The organism is Halospina sp. K52047b (assembly GCF_008709855.1).
GTDB classification, from domain to species: Bacteria; Pseudomonadota; Gammaproteobacteria; order Pseudomonadales; family Oleiphilaceae; genus Halospina; species Halospina utahensis_B.
On sequence record NZ_VYJH01000009.1, the window covers coordinates 25,506 to 49,863 of the forward strand.

Sequence of the window (24,358 nt, forward strand, 5' to 3'; positions counted from 1 at the left end):
CGTTTCTTGCTATCGATCAACGCGCTCCGGTATCCTCCTTCGCAATGTCCAGCCCTTGGAGCACCCCGCGCTGATGCTGCTTGCCGTTCTCTCCGGATTCATCCTGGCTCTGTTTGCCCCCCTGATCTGCAGGGTAGCGGGTGACCGGTGTGGGTGGGTGTTCGCACTGCTGCCGGCGACGCTTTTCGTGTGGTTTGCCGGGCTGCTTCCGGAGGTCATGGCCAACGGGGCGCAGGTGGTGCGCTATCCGTGGTTTCCGGCCATGGAGATCAACCTGGATTTCCTGATCGATGGCCTGTCACTGATGTTCGCACTGCTGATCAGCGGCATCGGTACCTTCATCCTCATCTATGCCGGCGGTTACCTGAAAGGCCATCCCTATCTGGGCCGCTTCTACGTGGTCATGCTCAGTTTCATGGCCTCGATGCTCGGGGTGGTGCTTTCGGATAACCTGGTGACGCTTTTCGTGTTCTGGGAGCTGACCAGCATCACCTCCTACCTGCTCATCGGTTTTGAGCACGAGGACGTCAAGGCCAGGGCCAGCGCCCTCCAGGGCCTGTTCGTGACGGTGGCGGGGGGGCTGGCGTTGATGGCCGGTCTCATCATGCTGGGCACCATGGCCGGGTCCTACTCACTGAACGACGTGCTCGCCTCGGATGCGGACCTGCTCGGGCACGAATGGGCCGTGCCCATGTTGCTGTGCATCCTGGCCGGGGCCTTCACCAAGTCGGCCCAGGTGCCGTTCCATTTCTGGCTGCCCAACGCCATGGCCGCCCCCACTCCGGTATCGGCCTTCCTGCACTCGGCGACCATGGTCAAGGCCGGCGTCTATCTGCTGGCGCGGCTGAACCCGGCGCTGGGTGAGGCGGAGCTGTGGACACTGCTGCTCAGTTTCTTCGGGGGCCTGACCATGTTCACCGGTGCCTTCATGGCCATCACCCATACCGGGGCGAAGAAGGTTCTGGCCTATTCCACCATCATGGCGCTGGGTACTCTGGTGATGCTGATCGGCATCGGCACCCACTATGCCTTGGTTGCGTTCGCAACCTTCCTGGTGGCGCATTCGCTGTACAAGGGCGCACTCTTCATGATCGCCGGCATTCTCGACCACGAGACCGGCACCAAGGATGTGGCGGAAATGGGCGGCCTGGCGTCGCTGATGCCGGTGACTGCGGTGGCGGCGGCGGTGGCGGCGCTGTCGCTGGCCGGGCTGCCGCCACTGCTTGGGTTCGTAGGCAAGGAGCTGATGTTCGAGGCGGTGCTGGATGCGCCTGCCTGGCAGATGCTGCTGCCGGTGCTGGCCTTCGGGGCCGGAATCGGTGTGATGGTGGCGGCAGGCATCATCGCCATCAAACCCTTCTACGGGAAGCGCCTGGAAACCCCGAAACACCCCCATGAAGCGCCGGTTTCCATGCTGGCGGGGCCGGTGGTGCTGGCGGGGCTGTCGCTGCTGTTCGGTGTGGCCCTGTTCATTCCGGAGCAGACCCTGGTGGCGCCAGTGGTTGCCTCCCTGGGCGGGGCAGCGGAGAAAGTGCATCTGGCCCTCTGGCACGGCATCAACATGCCGCTGATCCTCTCGCTGGGCTGTCTGGTGGTGGCCGGGTTGATACTGCGCTTCTGGTCCCGCCTTCAGCCACAGCTGGATGTTCTGCGTGAGGGGCTGGGGCGCTTTGGCCCCGAGGCGGGCTACTTCCGGATCATGGAATGGCTGACCCGCATCGCGACCTGGCAGACGCGGGTGCTGCAGAACGGCACCATGGGCAACTACATGATCACGCTGGCGCTGACCACAGTCGGCATCACCGGCTTCACGCTCATCACCCAGTACGGGGTGCCGCTGCGGCTGCCGGTTCCGGATTCCGGCTTTGCCGCGGGCATCGCCCTGCTGATGATTGTGTCGGCCTTTTTCGCCACGGGGACGGTATCGCGGCTCGGGTCCGTGGCCGCCATGAGCATCGTCGGCTTTGCGGTGGCGCTCATTTTCATCCTTTTCAGCGCTCCGGATCTGGGCATCACCCAGATTCTGGTTGAGACCCTGACAGTGATCCTGCTGGTGCTGGTGCTGTTCCGGCTGCCCGGTTTCACGCGCATGTCCTCGCCCCTGGAGCGCTGGCGCGACATCATCGTGGCCGTGATGGTGGGCGCGCTCATGACGGTACTGATCCTGGCGGCTACCGAAGTCCAGTTCTTTGAACCCATCTCGGCCGAGCATGTGGCCCGCAGTGTCTCGGATGGCCACGGCCGCAACATTGTCAATGTGATCCTGGTGGACTTCCGGGCCCTGGATACCCTGGGTGAAATGTTTGTGCTGGCCCTGGCGGCCGTTGGTGTCTACTCCATGATCCGGCTCAAGGCGGAGGATCAGACAGCATGAGGGAAGCCAATACACTGATTCTTCGAACAGCGGCGCTGTTGCTGGTGCCTATGCAGTTGCTGTTCTCGGTTTTTCTGCTTCTCCGTGGCCACGACGAGCCCGGTGGTGGGTTCATTGCCGGGCTGGTGGCTTCCGGGGCCGTGGTGCTGTTCCTCTTCTCTTATGGCGTCAGCGCCACACGCGAGCTGCTGCGGGTGGATCCGCGTGATTTTCTGGGCGTCGGGCTGCTCATCGGCCTGGCCTCGATACTGCCCTCGCTGATTCTGGGCCAGCCGGCCATGACCGCGCAGTGGTGGCAGATTCCGCTGCCCGGAGGCGACTACTACAAGTTCTCGACGCCGCTGATTTTCGATGTCGGCGTCTATCTGACCGTAATCGGTTCCATTCTCACCATGGTGGTGGGCCTTTCCGAATCGGAGGAATCCGATGCCTGAGTGTGGAGGCTGCTGATGGAAACATTGATGGCCTATATCGTGGGCGCGATGTTCGCTGCCGCAGTGTACATGATGCTGCGCCGCTCCATCGTCAAGCTGGTGATCGGCCTGATGCTGTTGAGTAATGCCGCCAACCTGCTGATCTTCACCGTGGCCGGGATGCGCCAGGGGGCACCGCCTCTGGTTCCAGAGGGGGCGGAGGTGCCGGCCTCGGCCGTTGCCGATCCGCTGCCACAGGCGCTGATCCTGACCGCGATCGTGATCGCTTTCGGTGTGCTGGCATTCTCTGTCGTGCTGATCCATCGCGCCTATGAGGTAGTCGGTACGGATGACCTGGACCGGATGAAGGATACCGATACCTGATGTCTCTGGCTGTTGCTCCCATTCTGGTTCCGCTTCTTTTCGGGGCCCTGTCGGTGGCGCTTTGGCGCTATCGTATCGCCCAGCGCGTGCTGGGGCTGGTGGGTACCCTGACGCTGCTGGCCGTTTCCATACGCCTGTTCCAGGTGGTGCATGCGGAGGGCATGGTGGTGCTCCATATGGGCGGCTGGGCCGCGCCCCTGGGGATCACCCTCGCCGTGGATATGCTGGGAGCCATCATGGTGGTGCTCACCGGCATAACGGGCCTGGCGATCGCACTGTTTTCCATGGGCGACACCCCCGAGCGCCATGAGCATTTCGGCTACTACCCGCTGATGCACCTGCTGCTGGCAGGCGTGGCCGGCTCCTTTGTAACCGGTGACATATTCAACCTCTACGTCTGGTTCGAGGTGATGCTGATCGCCTCCTTCGCGCTTCTGACCCTCGGGGGTGAGCGGGCGCAGATGGAGGGGGCGATCAAGTATGTGACCCTGAACCTGTTCTCCTCGGCGATCTTCCTCTCGGCGGTGGGCATCCTCTACGGGCTGCTCGGCACCCTGAACATGGCGGACATCGCCCAGAAGATCGACCAGGTCGAGAACACCGCCCTGATCAATGTGGTGGCGGTGATGTTCATGGTGGCCTTCGGCATCAAGGCCTCAGCCTTCCCGCTGTTCTTCTGGCTGCCGGCGTCCTATCACACGCCACTGGTAGGGGTATCCGCGCTCTTCGCCGGGCTGCTGACCAAGGTCGGGGTCTATGCGCTGTTCCGGATGTTCACCATTGTCTTCGACCATGACGTGGCCTACACCCATGAGATCCTGGTCTGGGTGGCGGGGCTGACCATGCTGTCCGGCGTACTGGGCGCGGCGGCCCAGTACGAGTTCCGGCGGATCCTTTCGTTCCACATCGTCAGCCAGATCGGGTACATGATCCTGGGGCTGGCGCTGTATACGCCGCTGGCGATCATCGGCGGGGTCTTCTACATCATGCACCACATCATTGTTAAGACCACGCTCTTCCTGGTCAGTGGTGTGACCTACCGGATCGCAGGCACCCATGAGCTGAAGGACCTGGGCGGGTTTTTCCGCAGCCGGCCGATGCTGTCGGTGCTGTTCCTGATCCCGGCCTTTTCCCTGGCGGGGATGCCGCCGCTTTCCGGATTCTTCGCCAAGTTCATCGTCATCCGCGCCGGCGTCGAGGCGGAGGCCTGGGGCGTGACCGCCGTGGCCCTGCTGGTGGGGCTCCTGACACTGTATTCGATGACCAAGATCTGGGCGGAGGTTTTCTGGAAGGCGGCTCCGGATACGGAATCCGGGGAGCCGGCCGGGCAGGGCAGTACCGTCGGACTGGGCTGGATGTATACCGCCATTGCCGGGCTGGCCGCCTGTACCGTGTTCATCGGCCTTAACGGTGAACCCATCTATGCGCTGGCGGAGACAGCGGCAGAGCAGCTTCTGAACCCGGATCGCTATATCCGGGCGGTACTGGAGGCGCGCCCATGATTGCCTTTTTCTGGAATGTGATCCTGGCACTGCTGTGGGTGGCTCTGACCGGCAGTTTTTCCGGGGGCAATCTGCTGGCGGGCTTTGTTTTCGGTTATCTCGCGCTTGCCGTCATGCAGCGCCACATACCGGTGCTCCATGGCTACTCCCAGAGGGTGCCCCGATTCATGGCCTTTGCCTTGTTCTTCCTGAAGGAGCTGTTTGTGGCCAATGTGCGGGTGGCCTATGACGTCATCACCCCGGTGTGGTACATGAAACCGGGCGTTATCGCGATGCGGCTGGAGGCGGAGAGCGACATCGAGATCACGCTTGTGGCGAACCTGATCTCGCTGACACCGGGCACGCTGAGTCTGGACGTTTCGGACGACCGTAAAGTGCTCTACATCCATGCCATGTTCATGGCCGACGAACAGGAACTGCGCGACAGCCTGCACGAGCTGGAGCGTCGGATCCTGCGTGTGCTGCGCTAACGTGATCGGCTGCGGGGACTCGATACGATGAACAGCTTTGTGCTGACACTGGTTTACTCGATGCTGGCGCTGGCCATGCTGATGGCCGCCATCCGGCTGGGCAAGGGGCCCTCCCTGCCGGACCGGGTGGTGGCGATCGAGCTGATCAGCTCCATGGTCGTCGGCATCATCGGCGTACACGCGCTCGACACCGGTGTGCTCAGTTTCCTGGATGTGGCGATCGTGGTGGCGCTGGTGGCCTTTCTGGCGTCCATCGGTTTTGCACGCTTCATTGAGCGGGGAGGACCACGCGAATGACGGACCTGATCATAGCCGTATTCCTGATCAGCGGCGCTGCTTTCATGCTGCTGGCGGCACTCGGTATCCTGCGGCTGCCGGACCTGCCCACGCGCATGCACTCCTCCACCAAGGCCGGCGCCATGGGAGCCATGCTGATCATGGTGGGCGTGGTGATTGGTTTCGCCGAATGGCTGGCGCTCGCGAGGGGGCTGGCGATTGTCCTGTTCATCATGGCAACGACGCCCATTGCCGCCCACGCCATCGGGCGCGCGGGCTATATCATTGGCGTGCCCCTCTGGGACGGCACCATCAAGGATGAGCTGCGCGAGAACTACGATACCCGCACCCATGGCCTGCGCAGTGATGCGGCAGACCAGGACGAGCCACGCCTCTGATCCCCTGCTGACTTGCCGGCGCTGAGCCGGTAAGGTGGTTTACATGAGACGTTCAACTCCCTGGTCCCTGCCGTCACTGGGCGCTCTGCGGGAAGCCCTGCTGCGTCCGGGGGTGGATGATGAACGGCTGACCGCTGCCCTGGCCCAGGCACGGGAGCAGCAGCCCCCTCCCGTGGTCTGGCTTCTGGGTAAGGCGCAGTCCGGCAAGACCTCTGTCATCCGGGCGCTGACCGGCAGTCCGCGGGCCACCATCGGCAACGGCTTCCAGGCCTGTACCCGCACCGCTTCCTTCTACGATTTTCCGGAGCAGGCGCCTGTGGTGCGCTTTCTGGACACCCGTGGGCTGGGCGAGGTGACCTATGATGCGGGCGAGGACCTGGCCTTCTGCGAATCCCAGTCCCATCTGGTGATGGCGGTGATGAAAATCGCCGATCCGGATCAGGGGGCGGTTCTGGATGCTCTGGAGACCGTGCGCAGGCGCCACCCGGAGTGGCCTGTGGTGCTGGTGCACACGTCCCTCCACGAGCTGTACCCGCCTGGCTCGGACCATGTCATGCCGTGGCCCTTTGAGGCTGAGCCACTGCCGGAGACAGTGCCCTCGGATCTTCGTCGGGCGCTGGCCGAGCGCCGGGAGCTGGCTGAAGCGCTTCCCGGGCATGCCCCGGTGGTGTCGGTGGCTGTGGATCTCACCCTGGAGGAAGATGGCTTCGCCGTGGCGGATTACGGGCTGGAAGGCCTGTGGCGGTCGATTGAGGAGACCGCCACTTTTGAGCTTCGGGCAAGGCTGCAGCAGGATCCGGGTCTGCGGGATCTGTTCAGTCGGGCTGCCCACCCGCAGATCACCGGCTACAGTCTGGCGGCTGCCGGCGCCGGTGCCCTGCCGTTGATCGATGCGGCGCTGCTGCCGGCGCTGCAGGTGCGGATGCTGCACGCCCTTGGCCGGATCTATCAGCAGCCCTGGGACATGCGGCGCAGCTCCGAGTTCTTCGGTCTGCTGGGGGTAGGAGTGCTCGCCGGCTATGGGTTGCGCTGGGCCGGGCGCAGCCTGGTCAAGGTGGTGCCGGGCTGGGGCCAGACACTGGGGGCTGCCTGGGGCGCCTCCAGTGCCGCTGCGGTCACCTATGCGCTGGGCAAGGCGGCGGATTTCTATCTGGCCCGCACGGCGGATGGCATGCCGGTCGAGGCGGAAGCCATCCGGCGTCTGTACCGTGAAGCGTTCGAACAGGGCCTTCATCTGGGCCATGACAGGGGTAGCGAATGAGGGCCCTGCTGCGTGAGTTCGGTTACCTGCGGCTGTTGGCCGTACTGATCGCCTTCCTGCCATTTTTTGTGCTGCCCGCCCTGGGCGTGGTCTGGCTATGGCATTCCGGCCAGCTTCTGGTCTGGTTCCTGGTTACGGCGGGCTGTGGCCTCCTCGGGTATGGACTGCACTGGCTCTCGAGGCTGTACAGCCGCAGCCAGCTGCCGCCCGCCACGGGCCCCGAAGCCCACTGGCCTCCGGACTCCCATGAGGCCTGGCAGCACGTTGAGGCGCGCGCCAGCGAGGCTACACCGGAACAGTACCCGCTCAGCGACGCCACCGGACTTTTCCGACTGGGCCGAGATACCGTGGAGGATGTGGCCCGCCATTACCATCCGCACCGCGAACGCCCCCTGTTGGAGCTGACCGTTCCGCACATGCTGCTGATCATTGAGCGGGCCAGCCGCGAGCTGCGGGCGGACATTGTCGATCACGTGCCGCTCAGCCATCGGCTGACCCTGGGCAGCATGGCCCGGCTGCGACGCTGGCGGGATACGGCGGTGCGCCTGGAGGGACTGTATCGGCTGGGGCATGCGGCGGTGGACCCGACCAGTGTCGTGTTCCGCGAACTGCGTCGTGATCTGGGCAACCGGGTACTGGGTTACGGTTCGGAGCAGGTCCAGACCTGGCTGTTGCGTGAATATATCCGCAAGGTGGGCTATTACGCCATCGAGCTCTACAGCGGCCGTTTGCTGCTGGCATCGGAAACACCCGTGGAATCGGTGACACGGGCCTCTCAGCTGCAGCAGCGGGAGAGTGAAGGCCGCCCGGAATCGTCGGAACCGCTGAGGATCCTGCTGCTGGGTCGCGCCAATAGTGGCCGCTCCAGCCTGGTCAACGCGCTGGAGGGCGAACCGGTGGCGGCGGTGGACAGCGCTGCTGGAACCACCGGCGCTATTGAGGCCTACAGCTGGGGCAGCAGTGACGGCGATGAGGTGCTGCTGATTGACACCCCGGGAGTGGAAGGCGAGGCCCTTGATACCGCAACCCTGCGCCGCGAGGTACTGGGGGCGGATCTGGTGTTGTGGGTGACGCCGGCACTGCGCGCCGACCGTGAGGGTGAGCGGGCGGTACTGGAGCGCATACGCGACTGGTTCCGTGAGGATCCCTCCCGGCGCCCACCGCCGCTGATCGGCGTGGTGACAGGGGTGGACGCGGTCCGTCCTGCCCGTGAATGGGCGCCGCCCTATACGCTGGCCGAACCGGCGACGCCCAAGGCCCGCAACATTGTCGCCGCCGTGGAGGCGGTGGGTGGCGAGCTTGAGTTCGACGCCCGGCACCGGGTGGGCGTCAGTCTCAGCGGTGACGCGCCGTTCAACGTGACCCCGGGGCTGGTGGGGCTCATGGAGGGCCAGCTGGACGAGGCCCGGCGGATCCGGCTTCTGAGGTGCCTGCGCGAGCGCCGGCGGGACGAGACCTGGCGTTATCTCTGGCGGCAGGTTCGTAATGCCGGGCAGACGGCGCTTGCAAAGGCCCGTGAACGTCACTGAACGGGATCATGCGAATCGAGGCGCTTTCTATGAACCCGCCCCGGGACGTACCATTCACGCCAGTGTTTCGCTGACCTTCCAGGCACCCTGATGGACGCACAGACCCGCGCCCCGCGCCGTGAGATCTTCGGCTGGGCGATGTTCGACTTCGCCAACCAGGCCTACACGCTGCTGATCATCACAGTGGTGTTCGGGGACCTGTTCACCCGTGTGATCGTCGGCGACGGCCCTGACTACCGGTTGGGGAACTTCCTCTGGAGCCTGGCGCTGGCAGTCAGCTATGGGCTGGTGGTGGTAGCCAATCCGGTCTGCGGCGCCGTCATGGATTACACCCGTTCACGCAAGCGCTTCCTGTTTGCCAGCTACCTTGTGACCGTGGTGGCGACCGGCCTGCTGTACTTCGTGGAACCGGGCTGGATCACCATCGCCATGGTGCTGATCATCATCTCCAATTTCGCCTACGCCATCGGCGAGGGCTTCATCTCGAGTTTCCTGCCGGATCTGGGCCCGCGCGAGGCACTGGGCTGGATCTCGGGGCTGGGGTGGAGTCTGGGCTACATCGGCGGGCTGGTGGCGACGGCCTTTACTCTCGCCTTTCTGGGGGAGGTTACGGCGGAAAACTACGACACCATCCGCTGGGTCGGGCCCTTTGCGGCGGTGTTCTTCCTGATCGCGGCGATTCCCACCTTTCTCTGGGTGCGCGAGCGGGGCGACGCCCGTGTGGTGCCCGAGGGCTGGTCGCTGACCCGGCTGGGCATCAACCGCCTTCTGGCCACAGCGCGGGTGGTGAACCAGTTCGGGGACCTGCGCTGGCTGCTGGTCTCGATCTTCTTCTCCATGGCCGGGATCTACATCATCGTCAGCTTCTCGTTCATCTACGGCTCCCAGGTGATCGGCTGGGACGAGGCCACGCGCACGCTGATGTTCATCACCGTCCAGATCACCGCCGCCATTGGCGCGCTGCTGTTCGGCTGGCTCCAGGGGCACTGGGGTGCCCGCCGCACCTACCTCATCACGCTCTGGCTCTGGGTGGTCGCCATACTGGCCATCTGGCAGACCCCCAACATGACCCTGCTGCTTGAGCGGCTGGCCGGACTGAGCTTCGAGGCCCAGGAGGTGTTCCTGGTGGCCGGAGTTCTGGCCGGGCTCAGCCTGGGCTCGGCCCAGTCCGCCGGCAGGGCGCTGGTGGGCGTGCTCACGCCCACGGGCAAGGCGGCGGAGTTCTTCGGTTTCTGGGGTACCGCCTCCAAGCTGGCGGCCATTGTCGGTATCCTGGGTCTGGGGCTGATCCAGTGGGCGCTGGGACTGGCGGATGCCATTCTGTTCTGCCTGGTGCTGTTCGTGCTGGCCATGGTGACAGTGCTGCCGGTGAATGAGGGTCGGGGGCAGGATGTGGCCGAAAACTGGCGGGAGTCGGAATCCGGATGAGTGCTGAGGCGAACCGGAAGCCGATAGGAGCCGTTCCGTGGAGGTAGTGGCCCTGGTGGTGCTTGCCGTGGTGCTGGTGGTGGGGGCGTCCATCCTGTGGTCGACCCTTCGCACGGGCATGCCGCCGATGCCCAGTCTGGGCCGGGCACCGAAAGCGATGCTGGAACTGGTCCCTGGGCAGCCAGACGGCGCCATCGTGGACATGGGGTCGGGCTGGGGCACGCTTGCCATCCGCTTTGCACGGCGCTTCCCGCGGACCCCGGTGGTCGGCTACGAGGTGTCGTTCTTTCCCTGGCTGGTGTCCGTATTACTGGCGCGGCTGATGCGGCTGGATAATCTTGTGTTTTACAGGCGGGATTTCCGGCAGGCGGATCTTGAGGGCGTCGAGGTGCTTCTGTGCTATCTGATGCCAGAGGGCATGCAGGCGGTACAGCAGCGGCTGGAGCGCGATCCGGGGTCGGTGCGCTGGGTGATCAGCCACTGCTTTGCCCTGCGTGGACGTGAGCCCGAGACGGTCAGCGAGCTCCCGGATCTCTACGCCACGCGGGTCTACCGCTATCGTTACCAGTAGCGCCCGCCGGTGGCGATGACCACTACGATCAGGCCGATGACCAGGTTGATGGCCACGAACATGCGGATCTGGCCGACCCGGCGCTTGCCTTCCTCGATGTCGCCACTGTCCACGGCCTGCTTGAGGCGCTTATAGGGAGCGAAGAAGATGTGCAGGAACAGCAGCATCATCAGCAGGCCGAGCCCGTGCATCATGTGGATGTGCCAGTTGACGCTGCCCATGCCGCCGTAGGCGTGGATCAGGCCGTAACCGGTGACCAGCAGGATGCCCACCGCGGCCCAGACCCAGCGGAAGAACAGCGACAGGGCGTGGCACCACAGCAGCGGGCGCTGGGAGGGATCCACCACCCGCACCACGGCCGGGCGCATGGCCATATAGGCGAAGAACATGCCACCCACCCAGATCACGGCGGCGAGGGCATGCAGAGAGAGAGACAGTCCGGTCATTGCGCGGTCTCCATTGAGTTCTTGTGGGTGTTTTCGGCGGTCTGGGTCTCGCGGGCCCTGAGGGCCTGGACCTGTCTGCGTTCATAGCGTTTGGCGGCACCGGCAATGGCGCCGCTGTTGCCCGTCCGGATCCAGCGCCGCACGCGCCCGGCGTCGCCCAGCGGGGTGTGTTTCCCAAAGGAATTCAGGAACACCATGCCCACCGGGCGGTCATCCACCCGGGTCACCATCATCAGGCAGCGCCCGGCGTCGTTCAGGTAACCGGTCTTGGTCAGGCGCACCGGCCAGCCCCGGCGGTGCACCAGAACGTTGGTGTTGCCGTAGCGCAGCTGGTAGCGCGGGCTGCGGAAATGCACGGTATGGTAACGCGTGGTCGACAGCTCGCGCAGGGTCTCATTTTTCCAGGCCGCACGCATCAGTCGTGTCAGGTCCGCGGCCGTGGACTGGTTCTTCGACGACAGCCCGGCCGGGTCCACGAACCGGCTGTTGTTCATGCCGAGCAGAGTGGCTTTGCGATTCATTGCCTCGATGAAGGCATCGTAGCCGCCGGGGTGATGGCGCGCCAGCTGATGGGCCGCCAGGTTTTCGGAAGACATCAGCGCGATGCGCAACAGATCCCGGCGCGTGGCTTCGGAATTGATGCGGATGCGGGAGTAGGCGTTGACCGGGGCCGGGCGGTCCCGCTCCAGGATGGTGAGGTATTCATCCAGTGGCTCGTCGGATTCCAGGACCACCAGCGCGGTCATCACCTTGGTGATCGAGGCGATGGGAACCGGGGTCTGGGCGTGTTTGCCATGGATCTGGGAGCCGGTTTCAAGGTCAACCACGGCTGAGTGAACGGAGGCGAGTTCCAGGTTCCGGGTGTCGAGTCCTTCGGTCAGCGGTGATGCACCCGATCCTGCCGGAAGCAGGATGAGCAGGCAGAACAGCCCCATCAGCCAGTGTCTTACCATCGGATCCCCTCCTCGTGAAAGACGTCATTGTTCCACACTGGGCGTCCGCGTGGAACCGGGTTCACTGTACCGTAACCACCTTGCTGGCGCGGCGGTAACGGATCTTCCAGCCCTTCCAGCTGGGCAGTTCCCAGCGCTTCGGGGGCGTTTTCCGTGGGCCGTGGCGGTAGTCCAGGGTGATGCGCCGGGCGGTGGGTTCATAGGTTACATCCATGACCAGATCCCCGAGCGAAATCCGGCGGGGGTAACGCCGGTCGAAGGTTTCGCGTTCCCATTCCGGAATTCCCTCAAAGGCGAGGTCCCCGGGCTCAAGCAGGCTCTCATCCCCGGGCTCCTCCACGCCCAGCGCCTGCAGACGCTGACAGAGCCACTGCTGGGCGGATTCCGGAACCTCGCCTTCCCCATGACCCAGCGCCACGTACAGTGCCCACTGCTGGATATCCGCCTGGACCCTGTCGCCAACAGGGGTGAGCAGCTGGCCCTGGAGGATCAGTTCGGCGAGGGCGTTGCGCAGCTCCGAGCCAGCGGGGGTCGTATCCTCCGAGCTGACCACCCGGTTGGCGTAAAGGCGTTCGCGGCGAACCCGGGGCTCGCCATCCTCGAGGCGCATCTCCCCGAAGCGGACCTCGCCCAGGTCCAGCTCGTCCAGAATGGCCAGTGGCACCGGGGCCAGACAGGTGGCGATGGTGATCGTCTGGCGGTGGCCGCGCTTGCCGGGGGTGCTGTGCTCGTCCAGCACCAGTGCGGCCTCGGCGTCTTCCGGCAGCCTGGAGGCCTCATCCGGGAGAACCTCGCGGGCGTCGTTGCCCATGGCCTGGCGGCGCTTCTCGCGGCGGACAAAAACCAGCTCCGGAGCCGCACGGGCAATGGCCCGGCGCAGGTGGTCCGGGTTGCTGACCGGATCATCGGGGATGCCCGGAAGGGCCAGGGCGTCCCGGATGCGCCCGGCAAGCTGGCGGGCTTCCTGGCGGGCCTGGTTGTTCACGCTCAGTGGCGCCGGTGGGCGGTTCCGCAACAGAGCGATCAGTGTGGTGGCGTCGCAGGGGTCGGGCAGCCAGTCGCCCAGGGCGCGGCGCTGGTCTTCCCTGTCCGGGAAGCGGAACAGGCGTGGGCGGGTGCTCAGTGCGGCCGTGACATCCGCCATGGCGCCCTGGGTGTCGGCATCCGGCATGGCCGAGATCAGGTGCGCGAAGAAACTGTCGATGGGGAGCTGGAACAGGCGCTGACCGTAGTCGGTCGCAACGCCGTCTTCATCCACGGCACCCATGCGCTGGAGCTGCTCGAGCGCCTTGCTGTGGGCTTTCTGCGGCAGTGGGTCAGGGAAGCTCAGGCAGTGAGCGGGGGCGTTGGCGCAGCCGGCGGCCAGCACCAGCTCGGTCAGCTCCTCACGCTGGATTTCCGGTGCGGTGGTGGCCTCCAGCGGTGCGCCGCGGCCCCAGAGGCGGATGGCCGTACCTGCTTCGGTGCGTCCAGCCCGGCCACTGCGCTGGTCCGCTGAGGCCTGGCTGATGGCGGCCAGGCTGAGCACAGTGCGGCCGTTGCGCTGGTGGGTGCGCCTCTCCAGGCCGGAGTCCACCACGGCGGTCACGCCGGGGATGGTCAGGGAGGTTTCGGCCACGTTGGTGGCCAGGATCACGCGCTGGCCACCGTCCTCGGCCAGTGCCGCTTTCTGGGACTCGGCGTCCACAGTGGCGTGCAGAGTGAGTACCGGGACGCCGGGATCGCCCAGGGCCTGCTCCGTATCACGGATCTCGCCCCGGCCCGGAAGGAACGCCAGCACTGGCCCGTGGGTCTCACTGAGCGCCCGCTTGATGGCCCGGGCCATCCGATCCGCCAGATGTCGGCTTTCGGGCATCTGGCGTTCATCCTTTGCCTCATGCTGGAGGGTCACCGGGAACCGCCGCCCTTCCGCCTCGATCAATGGCGCCTGTAGATGGCGGGCTACGGCCTCCGCCGCGAAGGTCGCTGACGTGACAACGAGATGATGCTCGCCCTGGTGTTGAAGCAGAGCAAGCAGCAGGTCGGTGTCCCAGCGCCGTTCGTGGAATTCGTCCAGTACAACGGTCCGGAATCGCCGCAGTCCGCCTTCGCCCAGCCATCGCAGCGCCATGCCGGGGGTGGCGAAAACCAGTGGCGTGTCGCTGTTGCAGCGCACATCAAACCGAACGGCGTAGCCAATGCCCTCACCGAGGGCCGTCCCCTGTTGCCGGGCGAGGAAGCCAGCCAGTGCGGTGCAGGCTACCCGCCGGGGTTCGATCACCAGGGTGGCTCCCTGTTCGCAGGCCCACACGGGCAGGCGGGTGGACTTGCCGGAGCCGGTGTCCGCGGTCACAACGGCGTGGCCCTGCTGCAGGGCCTCCATGAAGCGTGTACGGTGGGAGTCAATGGGTAGTGGATGCATTCGGTTGCAGTCGAGCGCTGTATGCAGGTTCAATGGGCTAGGTAGTAATGCGACTCCCATTCTAACAGTGGCTGGCCTAATGTGGCGGCAAAAGGGGGGCGCCTGGAGTGCACGGAGCTGAACATGAACCCGAAAGGCAGTATGACGGCGCCCCAGAGGCGCTGGTGACGACACTCGACGCGGCCATCAGCCGCCTTGCTGAGGTCAATGCCGTTGAAGGCGTCTCGCCGGTTTTCGAGGTGATTGAGGCCGCACAGCCCCTGATGGTCAGTCCCGGAGGCCTGGAGACGCTCTACGAGCGCGTGCCCGCCATTGAGAGCGCGGGGTTTTTTGGCGGCAGTGATTGGGACTATCCCCAGACGCTGGTGCCCTCACTGGCCGTGCGCACGGTGCGTTACGGCGAACCCACCGCAACGCTGGTGGAGAGTCTGAGCCAGATTCGGCTTCTGGCGGTAGCGAAAGGCGATTACATCCATCCGTCGATTTCGGCGGAACACGCCCACCACTTTCTCGCTCAGGTCCTGGCCATGAATCTGGATCTGGTGGTCAGCGATCTGCAGGAAAGCGACCGGCTGCGGCCCAATGAGCTGGGTTACGCGGTTCAGAATCTCTATCACTACCTGCTCCGGCACCTGGGCTACGAGAATCTTCTGGAACATCTGGTGGCTGAAGTCTGGCGGATTCTGGAACAGCGCCCGGTCCAGGTGGAGGGCGTCAAACAGATGGTGACGCAGATCGCGGTTTGCGTGCAGAAACCGGATGCACTGGGCAGTGAGGTTGGCGACGACGCGCTGCAGCTGATCAACGCCGTGTTCAGCCCCACCGAAGCGTGCCGTGAAGATCCCGGTTTCGAGGTCTATTCGGAACGGCTGGCGGACATGGACGACGCCGCCCTGTTGCAGGAGGCCATCGCCTTTGCCCAGGCCATGCACAGCACTGGGCTGGTTTCGGCCTACATGCCGGTGTTCATACGCTACCTGCGAGGCCGCTGGAACGCCCTGATTCCGACAGCTTTGGGCCTGAGTTACACGGGTGCCGACGCGTTTCACTGCTACCCGGCATTGATCCACACCCTGATTGATGAGGCTGTGTTTCCCGAGACCAGCCAGTGTGCCTATGGCCTGGCCATGATGCTTGAGCGGGGTATTCTCTATGCGCCTCCGGTAGCCCCCTCCCTGTGGCGCCAGATACGGCTGTCCCTCTGTGACACGGCCGCCCGGAAGATGGTGGCGGTTTTTGGCAGCGCCCGCTCACCGGCGTGTTTTCTGCTTGCCGACGTGCTCAATGTGCTTGGACGTCCGCTGGGCGTAGGGCAGGGGAACTATCCCACCTGCCAGTCGACCCGCGCCCTGTCCATGTGGGCGTACAGCATGCCGGAGGAACTGCTTCGGATCCTGGCCTGGGCGGCTCGCGACGACGAGGTGGTGATGCGCTTTGAAGGCAACAGTGTTTCGTCGCGGGAGCTGGGCGCCGGCCTGGCCGCCGAGCCCCCGGTGGATGTGGATGCCGTGTCGCTTCTGACCGTGCCCCACCTGGATCGCATCTACTTCGAGATGGGGCGTCGCAGCGCCGGGCGCGGAGAGGACCCGCATAAATGGGTCAACGCCGAATTCCACGGTGATCGTGTGGGTCACGGGTTCCGTATAGCGGTGGATGTGTTCACCGGCGGCCTGAAGGACTTTGAAGGGTTTATCCGCGACTTTTACGCGGCTTACCACCCCTTCTACAACGGCAATATTCCGGTCATCAATCCACAACCTGCCGGTATTGCGGTCACCGACAGTGCCACGCGCTTTCTCGGCTGGCACGCGATCACCATCCAGCGGCTTGCGCTGGATACAGATAAGACCATGCGCGTCTATTTTTTCAACCCGAATAACGACAGCGGGCAGAACTGGGGCCAGGCTATTGTGACCTCGACCCAGGGCCACGGCGAGCTCTATGGTGAAGCCTCGCTGCCGGTGGCCGAGTTCGCGTCACGACTGTACGTGTTTCACTACGACCCTCTTGAGAAGGGCGAACCGAACGATATTCCAACCGATGAAGTCAATCGGGCCATGCAATTGGCCCAAACGAGTTGGGCCCAAGGGCGTTAGCTGACCCCATAAGCCTGCTTGTCGAATGCTGGCGCTGCCAATCCTGGCGTCAGCTTCTTGCGCAAAGCAAAAGGAGAATAATGTATGCCAAGCGAATCACAAGTTCCAACAACAACCCGGGATGTTTCCGGCTGGACTGATCCGACACTGGACTCGGTACGCGGAACGGAAACACCCAAAGACCCGAATAAGGGCTACATCGCACTGCTGGGCTGGAGCGTCAACGCCATTAAAGCCGCCCAGAAGTTTGATCGGCGCTACATCGTGGTCGCCCCCGAGTGGGCCGCTGATTTCTGCGAAGCCAACAAGATTCCATTCATTTCCTGGGATTTTGAGCGCCTGAATGATCGTTCGCTGGAAATTGCCGAGCGGCTGAAAGAAGAAGGGGTTGATGTCGCCATCCCCCTGTTTGAGGAAACCGTTGAGTGGTCGGGTGCGATCAACTCAGTGCTCATGGACAACCCGCGCATGTACGGTCAGTCCATCCTGTTCCGGGACAAGGCCCTGATGAAGCGCCGCGCCCAGCTGGGTGGTATACGCGTGGGGATTTTCGAGGAAGCCCACGAAAAGGACGACATCGTCCGCTTTATGAAGCGCGTTAACCAGACGCTGCTCAAGCTTGACGGTGACCCGGATGACCCGATTCACGTCAAAGCCTTCGACAAGGCCGGCTGCCTCGGGCACCGCATGATCCGCACGCTTGAAGAGATCGAGCACATACCGGACGAAGAGTATCCGCTGCTCATGGAAAGCCACCTGGATGGCTGGGAGTTCGCGGTCGAGGCCTGGATCCACGATGGTAAGATCCAGTTCCTCAACATCTCTGAGTACGTGACGCTGGGGTATTCGGTCTTTGTGCCCGCCACCAAGGAGCTGGAAAGCTGGCGCAACGCGATCACCAAGCAGATCGAGAAGCTGATCAAGACCTTCGATATCCAGTTCGGCCTGATCCACCCGGAGTACTTTGTGACCGCCGATGGCGAAATGTACTTTGGTGAGATCGCCTATCGTCCACCCGGGTTCAAGGCGTTCGAACTGATTGAGCGGGCTTACGGGTTCAGCGCCTATCAGGCGTCCATGCTGGTGTTCGATCCCAAGAGCACCAGGGAAGAGGTGGAAAACTTCTTCCCGAAAGAAGTGGAAGGTGCCAGGGGCTACGCCGGGTGCTTTGGTGTTTACCCGCGCCATCGTGTCGTCAGCAGGCTGGAAATGCCCAAAGAGACCACGGAACATCCGTACTTCGAGTCTCACGAACTGGTCGAACCAAAAGAGGAAACGGTACCGGACCGGTCAGCCTTCGGCACACACTGGGGGCTGGTCTTCTTCTTCGGGGACGACCCCATCACGATGCGGGATCTGCTCAAGGCGCAGGAAGACCTGCACTTCTACGTCTAGAACAGCCCCATCTGCTCACCGCCTGGGCGCCGGAACAATCCGGTGTCCAGCGGTTCCTCTTCGTGCACGTTCAACCCCACCGCACGGCACTGACGCTCGAACCGCTGCCGATAGAGTCCTGCCAGAACGCCCGTGCCCGTCATCCGTTGTCCCCACTCACTGCTGTTGGTATTGCCACCCCTGAGATCGCGGATACGGTTCATGACGTGTGTTGCCCGGTCCGGGTAATGACGCTGCAGCCAGTCCTCGAACAGCGGCGTCACCTCGTAGGGTAGGCGCAGCAGCACCCAGCTGGCGCGCTGTGCGCCGTTTTCCGCCGCTGCGGTGAGCATGGATTCCATTTCGTGGTCATTGATGAACGGGATGATGGGGGCGGTCAGAACCCCGGTGGGGATACCAGCAGCACTGAGTTCACGCAGCACCCGTAACCGCGTGGCCGCTGCTGTGGCCCTGGGCTCCAGCTGGCCCTTGAGTCGGTTGTCGAGGGTCGTCAGCGAGATCCGCACGGAGCACAGCCCCATTGCCGCCATCTCCGACAGCAGGTCTGTGTCCCGCAGGATCAGTCCGCTCTTGGTAATGATGGACACCGGATGACGGTATTCGAGCAGTATCTCCAGCAGTTGGCGGGTGATCCGGTGATTCTTCTCTGCTGGCTGGTAGGCGTCCGTGTTGACGCCCAGAGCAATCGGCGTGGGCTTATAGCGGGGGTGGTCCAGAGCCGCTTTAAGCTTGTCAGGCGCGTTGGTTTTGACCTGGATCCGGGTCTCAAAGTCCAGCCCCGGTGACAGATCCTGGTAGGCGTGGGAAGGCCTGGCAAAGCAGTAAATACACCCGTGCTCGCAGCCCTGGTAAGGGTTCACGGACTGGCTGAAGGGTACATCCGGCGATTCATTCCGGCTGATGATCGAGCGCGCTGCCACCGGTTGGATGGTGGTAGGGGGCGCTCCCTCTGCTTCGGGAGACGATCCCTCATCGGCCCATGGCTCGCTGACGCGGGCCTCGAACCGATGCGGGATATTGGTCTGGCTGGCCCGTCCCTTCATCCTCAAAACTGTATAAATAGACAGTTTTGAGGTCAAGAAAACGGTGTGGTTGGGACTTCCGAGCGATTTATAAAGCCTAATAGTTCTATCGTTAGACTCACATAGCATATTAAAAAGTTTCCCCCTATGATTCGCGTACTGGAGACAGCGACAGCCGGCGTCGACTCTCCAGAAACCATCAGTAATCACAGTGCACAGGGGAAACACCATGACACTTCGACTTGGCGATACAGCGCCGGATTTCACGGCAGAGAGTACAAAGGGAACCATCCACTTCCATGACTGGATTGGCGATTCCTGGGCCTTCCTCTTCAGCCACCCTGCGGATTTCACGCCGGTATGTACCACTGAAATGGGGCGGACCGCGCAGCTGGCCAATCAGTTCGAGCGCCGGGGCGTGAAACCCATCGGGCTTTCCACTGATACCGCGGAAGAGCACCTGAAGTGGATCGAGGACGTTAATGACACGCAGAGCACCACGCTTGATTTTCCGATCCTGGCGGATGCGGATTTCAATATCGCGCGGCTCTACGACATGATCCATCCGGGCGAGAGTGAGACGGCCGCGGTGCGCAGTGTTTTTATCATCGATCCGGACAAGCGGATCCGTCTGACGATGACCTATCCGATGACCGTGGGTCGCAATTTCGATGAGATTCTGCGTGCCATCGATGCGCTGCAGACCAGCGATAACCGCACCTGCGCGCTTCCCGCTGACTGGAATCAGGGTGATGACGTGATCATCCCGCCGTCGATTCCAAACGAGCGCGCCAGTGAGCTCTTCCCGAACGGGTGGGAGGAGCTGCGGCCCTATCTGCGTATGGCGAAACTCTGAGGGCGGTAGGCCATCCCTGGTGCTGCGATAGCGTCCGGGGATGGTCCCGATAATCACGCCCCATTGCTTTATATGTCGTTTGGTATTAACGTTATAACCAAATAGATCATCATTCATTGAAGCTCATTAATGCCTTTGGAGGCCGATATGAAAACGTTCGAGCGTTCCAGCAGCACAGGCGCCGGCAAGCCGGATGTGGCCGGGTTCTACGACCCGCGGACTTTCAGCATTCAGTACGTGGTTTCCGATCCCGCAACCAGCCAGTGCGCGATCATTGATCCGGTGCTCGATTACGACGAGAAATCGGGCGCGACGGGGACCCATCACGCGGATGAGATCCTGGAATACGTGGCGGACCAGGGTCTGACGGTTGAATGGATTCTGGATACCCATCCGCACGCCGACCATTTCTCCGCCGCTCAGTACCTGAAGGGCAAAACCGGCGCGCCAACGGCGATTGGCAGCGAGGTAACCGCCGTGCAGGCGCTGTGGAAAGACATCTACAACTTCCCGGACCTGGCGACTGATGGCAGTCAGTGGGACCGCCTGTTCAGTGAAGGTGACCGTTTCACCGTGGGTGAGATGGAAGCGGAGGTGATGTTCTCGCCAGGCCATACGCTGGCATCCATCACCTATGTGATCGGCGATGCCGCCTTTGTTCACGACACCCTGTTCCAGCCTGACTTTGGTACAGCGCGGGCGGATTTCCCTGGCGGCAGCGCCGAACAGCTCTGGGAGTCCATCCAGGCCATCCTGGCACTGCCGGAAGAGACAAGGGTCTTCACGGGCCATGATTACATGCCTGATGGCCGTGAACCTGAGTGGGAAAGCACGGTGGGCGAGCAGCGTCGCAGCAACAAGCACCTGGTGGATCAGAATCGGGAAGCCTATGTGGCCATGCGCAACGAGCGCGATAGCCAGCTGCCAATGCCGAAGCTGATCCTGCACGCGCTTCAGGTCAATACCCGCGGTGGTCGTCTCCCGGAGCCGGAAGACAATGGTCGGCGCTACATCAAGATTCCCCTGGACACCCTCTCTGGCGCGGCCTGGGGTAATTGAACGGAGGTTGCAGCAATGACGATCCAACAGGTTGAGGATGGTGTCGGACTTTCCGGCGCCATGACTGCTGAAGACCTGGAGAATGCGCAACAGCAGGGGTTTCAGGCGCTGATCTGCAACCGGCGGCCTGCTGAGTCTGCCGATCATGATGAGCAGGCCCTTGCGCAGAAAGCGCAGAGTCTGGGGCTTTCGTGGACCTGCATCCCGGTGGCCACCGGTGAGTACTCGGATGCCGACGTGGCCGCCTTTCACGAGGCACTTGAAACCCTGCCGCGCCCGCTTCTCATTTTCTGTCGCAGTGGGCGGCGTTCCATCCATCTCTGGGCACTTGCCCGAATCCGCCATGACGGCGAGCAGCCCGAGACGGTACTGGAGCGCATGCGGGCTCTGGGGCATGACCCCGAGACCCTGCGTCCACTGCTGGAGCCGGCCGGGGGTAGCCCCGATCCGGAATGACGTGAACCAACTGGAGACATCCCATGAGTGATCACACCGCAACGCCGGCGCCTACAACGACCCACCAGATCGTGATCATCGGTGGCGGGGCAGCGGGAATCTCCGTTGCCGCCAGTCTGCTCAAGCGCCAGCGCAGTCTGGATATCGCCATTGTTGAACCTTCGGAGGTACACAGCTACCAGCCGGGATGGACGATGGTCGGAGGAGGCGTCTTCTCTCCCGAGTCCACTCGTAGGCCGATGGCGAGCGTGATGCCGCGGGATGTCAGCTGGTACCGCACCAGCGCCAGCCGCGTTGAGCCGCAGCATCGTCAGGTGACGCTGGGAGATGGTCGTGTCCTCGGTTGGCGGCGGCTGATTGTCGCGCCCGGGCTGGATCTGGACTGGGATGCGATCGAGGGGCTCAGTGGCACGCTTGGCTGCAATGGGGTCACCTCCAACTACCGCTATGACCTGGCGCCCTACACCTGGTCACTGGTGCAGTCGCTGAAAAAGGGGACGGCCCTGTTCTCACAGCCTCCGATGCCGATCAAGTGCGCCGGTGCACCGCAGAAGGCCATGTACCTGTCCTGCCATTACTGGCAGCGCCAGGGTCGGTTGGGTGACATTGATGTGCACTTCTGCAACGCCGGCGATAAGCTGTTTGGCGTTCAGGATTATGTTCCCGCGCTGGAGCGCTATGTGGAGCGCTACGGCATCCATACCCAGTTCCAGAATCGCCTTGTGGCCGTAGATGGTCCGTCCCGGACCGCGCAATTCGCGGTGGCTGGCGATGATGGAGAGCACATGGTGGAGCGGCGTTTTGACATGCTGCACACCGTGCCGCCCCAGAAAGCGCCCCGATTCATCGCCGAGTCGGGCCTGGGCAATGACGGGGGATGGCTGGATCTTGATTCGGAGACCCTCCAGCATCGCCACTACCCGGCCATCTTCGGTCTGGGAGATGCCAGCGGCACGCCCAACGCCAAGACAGCCGCGGCGGTGCGCAAGCAGGCACCGGTTGTCGCCGAGAACCTTCTGGCTACCTTCAGCGGGGATCCACTGCCGGCAGCCTATCTGGGCTATGGGTCCTGTCCGTTGACGGTCGAGCGCGGGCGCATTGTGCTGGCGGAGTTTGGCTATGGCGGTGAGCTTCAGCCGACTTTTCCGAAATGGATCAATGACGGTACGAAACCCACCCGCCTCGCCTGGTGGCTGAAGGCTGGGCAGCTGCCCTGGATTTACTGGCAGTTGTCACTCAAAGGTCACGAGTGGCTGGCACGTCCGGAACGGCGGGACACGACCCCAACCTCACTGGGAGCTGATAAGGCATGAATCTGGAACGATGGCTGCCGCTGGCGGGCTGGCTGCGCGGCTACGGGCGCGATACCTTCCTGCGTGATGCCATAGCAGCTGTAATCGTCACCCTGATGCTGGTGCCTCAGGCACTGGCATACGCCATGCTGGCGGGGCTGCCACCGGAGGTGGGGTTGTACGCCAGTATGCTGCCGCTGGTGCTTTACGCGCTGCTCGGCACATCCGCGACGCTGGCGGTCGGACCGGTGGCGGTGGCTTCACTGATGACTGCCGCGGCGCTTGGCAGCATCGCCGAGGCTGGGACACCGGAGTATGTGGCTGGCGCCCTGGTGCTCGCGGCTCTTTCCGGCCTGATTCTGGTCGGTATGGGGATTCTGCGGCTTGGGTTTCTTGCCAACTTTCTCAGCCACCCGGTGATTTCGGGATTCGTAACCGCCTCTGGAATCCTTATAGCGGCAAGCCAGCTGCGCCATATTTTTGGTGTCGAGGCCTCCGGACATAACCTGGCTCAACTCGTGCCGGCCCTGTGGCAGGGGATGGACAATATCAGCGGTCTGACTCTGTTGATTGGTGGCGGTGCCTGGCTCTATCTGGTGCTGTGCCGGCGTCACCTGCGAACTGGCCTGCAGAAGCTGGGTCTGCCAGGTCAGGCCCCGGATCTGATGGCCAAAGCTGCTCCGGTCTCGGCGGTAATCGTGACGACGCTCCTTGCCTGGGGGTTCAATCTCAAGGCTCAGGGCGTGGAGCTGGTCGGAAAGGTCCCCAGCGGCCTGCCTTCTCTGGCGATGCCGAGTCTCGATGGTGAGCTCTGGTCCACGCTGCTTCCGGCCGCGGTACTGATCAGCCTGGTCGGGTTCGTCGAGTCGGTATCAGTAGCGCAGACCCTGGCAGCCAAACGGCGTCAGCGGATCGATCCGAATCAGGAACTGATCGCCCTGGGTGTTGCCAATATCGGTGCTGGGGTCAGCGGTGGTTCACCCGTTTCGGGAGGCTTCTCCCGCTCGGTAGTGAATTTTGACGCTGGGGCTGTCACGCCTCTGGCCGGTGCCCTCACCGCGCTGGGTATTGCGCTGTCCACGCTGCTGCTAACCACACCACTGGCTTTCCTGCCCAAGGCAACGCTGGCGGCGACCATTATCGTCGCGGTAGGTACCCTGATCGATCTGCCTGCCATCCGCCGCACATGGGCCTATTCCCGAGTGGATGGCGTAGCGATGGTGGCGACGCTGGCGCTGACACTGTTCCACGGTGTCGAGAGCGGCATTCTGACCGGTGTGGCGCTCTCGCTGGGGCTGCATCTGTACCGCACGAGCCAACCCCATAGTGCCGTGGTGGGGCGCGTTCCCGGAACCGAGCATTTTCGCAACGTTGAGCGCCATAATGTGGAGACGGACCGCCATCTGGCGCTGCTGCGGGTCGATGAGAGCCTGTATTTCGCCAATGCCCGCTACCTTGAGGACACTGTTCTGGAACTGGTTGCCCGGCGCCCGGAACTGCGTGACCTGGTGTTGACCTGCCAGGCAGTCAACATCATTGACGCCTCCGCGCTGGAGAGCCTGGAGGCGATCAACAGCCGGCTCAGCGATGCCGGCGTGCGCCTGCATCTGGCGGAAGTCAAGGGGCCGGTCATGGACAGGCTCAAGAACTCCGATCTCCCCCATGAGCTCAGCGGACGCATTTTCCTGAGCACCTATGAGGCATGGCAGGCCCTTGGGGGTGATGGCGGAGCTGGAAAGTCTGTTTGACCTTTGTTTCCTGGCTGCACGATCGCCA

At 63.3% G+C, this 24,358-nt stretch carries 22 protein-coding genes; 18 read left to right on the plus strand and 4 right to left on the minus strand.

Annotation, left to right across the window (positions count from 1 at the left end; all coding sequences use genetic code 11):
* Window positions 1–73 precede the first annotated feature (73 nt).
* From F3089_RS11685 to F3089_RS11735, 11 genes are all read left to right on the plus strand, one after another.
* Window positions 74–2,374 carry a putative monovalent cation/H+ antiporter subunit A gene (locus F3089_RS11685; protein WP_192497365.1) on the plus strand — a complete coding sequence of 767 codons (2,301 nt, stop codon included), beginning with the start codon at window positions 74–76 and terminating at the stop codon, window positions 2,372–2,374.
* A complete protein-coding gene (locus F3089_RS11690; RefSeq protein ID WP_151440977.1) occupies window positions 2,371–2,808 on the plus strand; it encodes a Na+/H+ antiporter subunit B in 438 nt (145 codons plus the stop codon). The genes F3089_RS11685 and F3089_RS11690 overlap by 4 nt, the downstream gene beginning before the upstream one ends.
* Before the next feature lie 15 nt (window positions 2,809–2,823).
* Window positions 2,824–3,171, plus strand: a complete 348-nt coding sequence (locus tag F3089_RS11695) for a Na+/H+ antiporter subunit C (RefSeq protein WP_077530485.1) — start codon at window positions 2,824–2,826, stop codon at window positions 3,169–3,171.
* Window positions 3,171–4,673 (plus strand): Na+/H+ antiporter subunit D, encoded by a 1,503-nt coding sequence (locus F3089_RS11700; protein ID WP_151440978.1) that lies wholly within the window; start codon window positions 3,171–3,173, stop codon window positions 4,671–4,673. Before F3089_RS11695 ends, F3089_RS11700 begins: the two co-directional genes overlap by 1 nt.
* A complete protein-coding gene (locus F3089_RS11705; RefSeq protein WP_095618395.1) occupies window positions 4,670–5,143 on the plus strand; it encodes a Na+/H+ antiporter subunit E in 474 nt (157 codons plus the stop codon). Before F3089_RS11700 ends, F3089_RS11705 begins: the two co-directional genes overlap by 4 nt.
* A gap of 27 nt (window positions 5,144–5,170) precedes the next feature.
* The gene (locus F3089_RS11710; protein WP_095618394.1) at window positions 5,171–5,440 is read left to right on the plus strand and encodes a monovalent cation/H+ antiporter complex subunit F; all 270 of its coding nucleotides are present in this window, start codon (window positions 5,171–5,173) and stop codon (window positions 5,438–5,440) included.
* Complete coding sequence (mnhG, locus tag F3089_RS11715) at window positions 5,437–5,817, plus strand: monovalent cation/H(+) antiporter subunit G (protein ID WP_151440979.1); 381 nt, start codon at window positions 5,437–5,439, stop codon at window positions 5,815–5,817. Before F3089_RS11710 ends, mnhG begins: the two co-directional genes overlap by 4 nt.
* 43 nt (window positions 5,818–5,860) lie before the next feature.
* On the plus strand, window positions 5,861–7,078 hold the full coding sequence (locus F3089_RS11720; RefSeq protein ID WP_151440980.1) for a GTPase family protein: 1,218 nt from the start codon (window positions 5,861–5,863) through the stop codon (window positions 7,076–7,078).
* On the plus strand, window positions 7,075–8,607 hold the full coding sequence (locus F3089_RS11725; RefSeq protein ID WP_151440981.1) for a GTPase family protein: 1,533 nt from the start codon (window positions 7,075–7,077) through the stop codon (window positions 8,605–8,607). The genes F3089_RS11720 and F3089_RS11725 overlap by 4 nt, the downstream gene beginning before the upstream one ends.
* A gap of 90 nt (window positions 8,608–8,697) precedes the next feature.
* Entirely contained in the window at window positions 8,698–10,035 is a 1,338-nt protein-coding gene (locus tag F3089_RS11730) for an MFS transporter (RefSeq protein WP_151440982.1), read from the plus strand.
* A 37-nt stretch (window positions 10,036–10,072) separates the two neighbouring features.
* Window positions 10,073–10,606, plus strand: a complete 534-nt coding sequence (locus F3089_RS11735; RefSeq protein ID WP_151440983.1) for a class I SAM-dependent methyltransferase — start codon at window positions 10,073–10,075, stop codon at window positions 10,604–10,606.
* Here F3089_RS11735 and F3089_RS11740 read toward each other — a convergent pair.
* The 3 genes from F3089_RS11740 to F3089_RS11750 form a co-directional block, all read right to left on the minus strand.
* The gene (locus tag F3089_RS11740) at window positions 10,597–11,052 is read right to left on the minus strand and encodes a CopD family protein (protein WP_151440984.1); all 456 of its coding nucleotides are present in this window, start codon (window positions 11,050–11,052) and stop codon (window positions 10,597–10,599) included. The genes F3089_RS11735 and F3089_RS11740 overlap by 10 nt on opposite strands.
* A complete protein-coding gene (pbpG, locus tag F3089_RS11745; protein WP_225741744.1) occupies window positions 11,049–12,005 on the minus strand; it encodes a D-alanyl-D-alanine endopeptidase in 957 nt (318 codons plus the stop codon). The genes F3089_RS11740 and pbpG overlap by 4 nt, the downstream gene beginning before the upstream one ends.
* 61 nt (window positions 12,006–12,066) lie before the next feature.
* The gene (locus F3089_RS11750; protein ID WP_151440985.1) at window positions 12,067–14,406 is read right to left on the minus strand and encodes a helicase-related protein; all 2,340 of its coding nucleotides are present in this window, start codon (window positions 14,404–14,406) and stop codon (window positions 12,067–12,069) included.
* A gap of 164 nt (window positions 14,407–14,570) precedes the next feature.
* On the opposite strand from F3089_RS11750, the gene F3089_RS11755 reads away from it, so the two are divergent.
* Window positions 14,571–16,502 carry a hypothetical protein gene (locus F3089_RS11755; RefSeq protein WP_225741745.1) on the plus strand — a complete coding sequence of 644 codons (1,932 nt, stop codon included), beginning with the start codon at window positions 14,571–14,573 and terminating at the stop codon, window positions 16,500–16,502.
* Window positions 16,503–16,586: 84 nt separating this feature from the next.
* Window positions 16,587–17,897, plus strand: coding sequence for an ATP-grasp domain-containing protein (locus F3089_RS11760; RefSeq protein ID WP_151440987.1), 1,311 nt, complete (start codon window positions 16,587–16,589; stop codon window positions 17,895–17,897).
* Here F3089_RS11760 and F3089_RS11765 read toward each other — a convergent pair.
* Window positions 17,894–18,940, minus strand: a complete 1,047-nt coding sequence (locus tag F3089_RS11765) for a PA0069 family radical SAM protein (protein WP_151440988.1) — start codon at window positions 18,938–18,940, stop codon at window positions 17,894–17,896. The genes F3089_RS11760 and F3089_RS11765 overlap by 4 nt on opposite strands.
* Window positions 18,941–19,148: 208 nt before the next feature.
* Here F3089_RS11765 and F3089_RS11770 point away from each other — a divergent pair, with 208 nt between their 5' ends.
* The 5 genes from F3089_RS11770 (at window position 19,149) to F3089_RS11790 (ending at window position 24,330) form a co-directional block, all read left to right on the plus strand.
* Complete coding sequence (locus F3089_RS11770; RefSeq protein WP_151440989.1) at window positions 19,149–19,775, plus strand: peroxiredoxin; 627 nt, start codon at window positions 19,149–19,151, stop codon at window positions 19,773–19,775.
* 147 nt (window positions 19,776–19,922) lie between these two features.
* Window positions 19,923–20,834, plus strand: a complete 912-nt coding sequence (locus F3089_RS11775) for an MBL fold metallo-hydrolase (RefSeq protein ID WP_151440990.1) — start codon at window positions 19,923–19,925, stop codon at window positions 20,832–20,834.
* 15 nt (window positions 20,835–20,849) lie between these two features.
* Window positions 20,850–21,290 carry a protein tyrosine phosphatase family protein gene (locus F3089_RS11780; protein ID WP_151440991.1) on the plus strand — a complete coding sequence of 147 codons (441 nt, stop codon included), beginning with the start codon at window positions 20,850–20,852 and terminating at the stop codon, window positions 21,288–21,290.
* A 23-nt stretch (window positions 21,291–21,313) separates the two neighbouring features.
* Window positions 21,314–22,603 (plus strand): NAD(P)/FAD-dependent oxidoreductase, encoded by a 1,290-nt coding sequence (locus tag F3089_RS11785; protein WP_151440992.1) that lies wholly within the window; start codon window positions 21,314–21,316, stop codon window positions 22,601–22,603.
* Window positions 22,600–24,330, plus strand: coding sequence for a SulP family inorganic anion transporter (locus F3089_RS11790; protein WP_151440993.1), 1,731 nt, complete (start codon window positions 22,600–22,602; stop codon window positions 24,328–24,330). The genes F3089_RS11785 and F3089_RS11790 overlap by 4 nt, the downstream gene beginning before the upstream one ends.
* Window positions 24,331–24,358: the final 28 nt, after the last annotated feature.

Bases quoted from the DNA above. Each gene is read 5' to 3' on its own strand.
- F3089_RS11685 (WP_192497365.1), top strand. From the start codon at position 74: ATGCTGCTTGCCGTTCTCTCCGGATTCATCCTGGCTCTGTTTGCCCCC.
- F3089_RS11690 (WP_151440977.1), top strand. From the start codon at position 2,371: ATGAGGGAAGCCAATACACTGATTCTTCGAACAGCGGCGCTGTTGCTG.
- F3089_RS11695 (WP_077530485.1), top strand. From the start codon at position 2,824: ATGGAAACATTGATGGCCTATATCGTGGGCGCGATGTTCGCTGCCGCA.
- F3089_RS11700 (WP_151440978.1), top strand. From the start codon at position 3,171: ATGTCTCTGGCTGTTGCTCCCATTCTGGTTCCGCTTCTTTTCGGGGCC.
- F3089_RS11705 (WP_095618395.1), top strand. From the start codon at position 4,670: ATGATTGCCTTTTTCTGGAATGTGATCCTGGCACTGCTGTGGGTGGCT.
- F3089_RS11710 (WP_095618394.1), top strand. From the start codon at position 5,171: ATGAACAGCTTTGTGCTGACACTGGTTTACTCGATGCTGGCGCTGGCC.
- mnhG (WP_151440979.1), top strand. From the start codon at position 5,437: ATGACGGACCTGATCATAGCCGTATTCCTGATCAGCGGCGCTGCTTTC.
- F3089_RS11720 (WP_151440980.1), top strand. From the start codon at position 5,861: ATGAGACGTTCAACTCCCTGGTCCCTGCCGTCACTGGGCGCTCTGCGG.
- F3089_RS11725 (WP_151440981.1), top strand. From the start codon at position 7,075: ATGAGGGCCCTGCTGCGTGAGTTCGGTTACCTGCGGCTGTTGGCCGTA.
- F3089_RS11730 (WP_151440982.1), top strand. From the start codon at position 8,698: ATGGACGCACAGACCCGCGCCCCGCGCCGTGAGATCTTCGGCTGGGCG.
- F3089_RS11740 (WP_151440984.1), bottom strand. From the start codon at position 11,052: ATGACCGGACTGTCTCTCTCTCTGCATGCCCTCGCCGCCGTGATCTGG.
- pbpG (WP_225741744.1), bottom strand. From the start codon at position 12,005: ATGGTAAGACACTGGCTGATGGGGCTGTTCTGCCTGCTCATCCTGCTT.
- F3089_RS11750 (WP_151440985.1), bottom strand. From the start codon at position 14,406: ATGCATCCACTACCCATTGACTCCCACCGTACACGCTTCATGGAGGCC.
- F3089_RS11760 (WP_151440987.1), top strand. From the start codon at position 16,587: ATGCCAAGCGAATCACAAGTTCCAACAACAACCCGGGATGTTTCCGGC.
- F3089_RS11765 (WP_151440988.1), bottom strand. From the start codon at position 18,940: ATGAAGGGACGGGCCAGCCAGACCAATATCCCGCATCGGTTCGAGGCC.
- F3089_RS11770 (WP_151440989.1), top strand. From the start codon at position 19,149: ATGACACTTCGACTTGGCGATACAGCGCCGGATTTCACGGCAGAGAGT.
- F3089_RS11775 (WP_151440990.1), top strand. From the start codon at position 19,923: ATGAAAACGTTCGAGCGTTCCAGCAGCACAGGCGCCGGCAAGCCGGAT.
- F3089_RS11780 (WP_151440991.1), top strand. From the start codon at position 20,850: ATGACGATCCAACAGGTTGAGGATGGTGTCGGACTTTCCGGCGCCATG.
- F3089_RS11785 (WP_151440992.1), top strand. From the start codon at position 21,314: ATGAGTGATCACACCGCAACGCCGGCGCCTACAACGACCCACCAGATC.
- F3089_RS11790 (WP_151440993.1), top strand. From the start codon at position 22,600: ATGAATCTGGAACGATGGCTGCCGCTGGCGGGCTGGCTGCGCGGCTAC.